Source organism: Pelomonas sp. KK5 (assembly GCF_001984095.1).
In the GTDB taxonomy this organism is placed as follows: domain Bacteria; phylum Pseudomonadota; class Gammaproteobacteria; order Burkholderiales; family Burkholderiaceae_C; genus KK5.
This window is the reverse complement of the sequence record NZ_LYVQ01000417.1, coordinates 1-2,479: the sequence shown is the minus strand read 5'-3', so window position 1 is coordinate 2,479 and position 2,479 is coordinate 1. Positions and strand designations below refer to the sequence as shown.

Below are 2,479 nucleotides of genomic sequence, written 5' to 3'. Positions count from 1 at the left end.
GCATCCCACCGCCCCCGCCGGGCGGCCTTCATCTGGCCCGCGGTGGCCCTGGCCGTCCTCGCCGCGATGGCGCTTGACACCCATGTCGTGCGCATCGGCTCGACCCAGGACCAGCGCGCCGCCGCCTTCGACGCCGGCGCCTGGGGCAGGAAGGCCTTCCCGGCCATCGCCGCGCAGATCGAGGGCAGCGCCGTCGACGCGGCCGTGCTGTCCGCGGCGATCGCCGAGGACAAGGCCGCCGCCGGCGAGAAGTACGGCAAGCCCGGCAGCGTCGGCCCGATCTTCGCGGTCAGGTTCACCGGCAGCATCGATGGCGACGGCCGCTCCGGCATCTTCAACCTGCTCGTCGACGGCCTCCCCGCCGGCCAGAAGATCCGCGTGCAGACCGGCCCGGCCATCAACGGCACCGACCTGCGCGACGCCACCGGCACCGTCGACTTCGGCCAGTTCACCAACCAGATGGAATACCAGGACGCCGGCGCCGCGCTGAACGCGCAGGTCAAGGCGCAGGTGATCGGAAAGCTGGACCGCGCCGCGCTCGCGGGGAAGAAGGTGCAGGTCACCGGCGTCTTCCAGCTGATCAATGCAAGTAACTGGCTGGTGACTCCGGTGCAGTTCAAGGTGGCGCAGCCATGAAGCACGGCGAGATCGTGCTGTCGGCTCGTGGCGTGGCGAAGAGCTACGGCAGCGTCCACGCGCTCAAGGGCGTCAACTTCGACATCCGCGCCGGCCAGGTGACGACGCTGTTCGGCGAGAACGGCGCCGGCAAGTCCACGCTGATGAAGATCCTCTCCGGCGTCGTCACGCCCACGGCCGGCGAGATCGTGCTGGACGGCGTGCCGGTCGTCTTCGGCTCGGCCAGCGAGGCGCGCGAGCGCGGCATCTCGATCATCCACCAGGAGCTGTCGCTGGCGCCCAACCTCAGCGTGCGCGACAACGTGTTCATGGGCCGCGAGCTGATGAAGGCCGGCGGCGTCGCCGTGGACTTCGCCGAGGAGGCCCGCCGCACCGCCGCGCTGATGGCCGAGCTGGAGGAAGCCATCGACCCGCTGACCCGCGTGGAGGAAGTGCGCCTGGGCCAGCAGCAGATCGTCGAGATCGCCCGCGCGCTGTCCGTCAACAGCCGCATCCTGATCATGGACGAGCCGACCTCGGCGCTCTCCGCCGCCGAGGTCGAGGCGCTGTTCAAGGTGATCCGCGACCTGACGGCGCGCGGCGTCGCCATCGTCTACATCTCGCACCACCTCGAAGAGGCGCTGGAGATCACCGACCACGCGGTGGTGCTGCGCGACGGCGCGATGACGGCCAAGGCGCCGCGCGCGGAGATCGACCTCGAATGGATCGTGCGCCACATGGTCGGCGAGCACTACGACCTCGGCCGCCCGCCCGCGGGCTACGCCTTCGGCCCGGTGGCGCTGGCGATCGAGGAGGCCGTCGTCCGCGAGCCGCGCTCGGGCGCCGAGCTGGTGGACCAGCTCTCGCTCGACGTGCGCGCGGGCGAGATCGTCTGCATCTACGGCCTGATGGGCGCCGGCCGCACCGAGCTGCTGGAGGCCGCCGCCGGCCGCGGTGCGCTCAGCGGCGGCCGCGTGCTGCTCGAAGGCAGCGACCTGGCCGGCCTGAGCATCGCCGAGCGCATCGCCCGCGGCCTGGCCCTGGTGCCCGAGGACCGGCAGCGCGATGGCCTGGTGCAGACGATGAGCGTCGGCCAGAACCTCTCGCTGGCCAGCATCGGCACCTTCGTGCGCGGCCTGTTCACCTCGCGCCGGCGCGAGCGCGCGCTGGTGGACGAGTCGATCCGCCAGGTCACCGTCAAGACCGCCGGCGGCGGCGCGGCGATCGGCTCGCTCTCCGGCGGCAACCAGCAGAAGGTCGTCATCGGCAAGATGCTCGCCACCGGCCCCAAGGTGCTGCTGCTGGACGAGCCGAGCCGCGGCATCGACATCGGCGCCAAGGCCGAGGTGTTCCGCCTGCTGGCCGAGCGCGCCCGCCAGGGCCTGGCCGTGGTGTTCTCGACCAGCGAGGTCGCCGAATGCCTCGGCGTCGCCCACCGCATCGTCGTGATGCGCCGCGGCCGCATCTCCGCGCAATTCGACGCGGCCTCAGCCTGCAAGGAAAAGATCATGGCCGCCTCTGGCGAGGCCGTGGTCGCGCATGCCCAGATGAGTCCCGCATGAACGAGATCGCCACCCCCGACAAGACCACGGAGACCCGCGCCATGAGCCAAGCCACGCCCCTGCCCGTTCCTGCCGCGCCGCCGCTGCGCGCCGGCGCCTCCTTCGACCCGATCCGCCTGCTGCTCGAAGGCCGCGCCTTCTTCGCGCTGGTGGCCATCGTGCTCGCCTTCTCGCTGCTCTCGCCGGTCTACTTCAGCAGCAGCAACTTCCTGATCATGTCCTCGCACGTGGCCATCTTCGGCCTGCTGGCGATCGGCATGCTGCTGGTGATCCTGACCGGCGGCATCGACCTCTCGGTGGGC

Annotated in this window: 2 protein-coding genes and 1 pseudogene; all 3 read left to right on the top strand. The window is 71.2% G+C overall.

Annotation, left to right across the window (positions count from 1 at the left end):
• Positions 1 to 636 (top strand): DUF2291 domain-containing protein (locus B0W88_RS31180; protein ID WP_369973971.1); only part of this gene is annotated, 636 nt, incomplete at its 5' end.
• Positions 633 to 2,177, top strand: a complete 1,545-nt coding sequence (locus tag B0W88_RS31175) for a sugar ABC transporter ATP-binding protein (RefSeq protein ID WP_077038346.1) — start codon at positions 633 to 635, stop codon at positions 2,175 to 2,177. The genes B0W88_RS31180 and B0W88_RS31175, both read left to right, overlap by 4 nt.
• A pseudogene (locus B0W88_RS31170) lies at positions 2,174 to 2,479 on the top strand (ABC transporter permease); the annotation flags it as partial. The gene B0W88_RS31175 and the pseudogene B0W88_RS31170, both read left to right, overlap by 4 nt.

What these genes read in the sequence shown, in the direction of transcription:
- B0W88_RS31175 (WP_077038346.1), top strand. Translation starts at nt 633, where the DNA reads ATGAAGCACGGCGAGATCGTGCTGTCGGCTCGTGGCGTGGCGAAGAGC.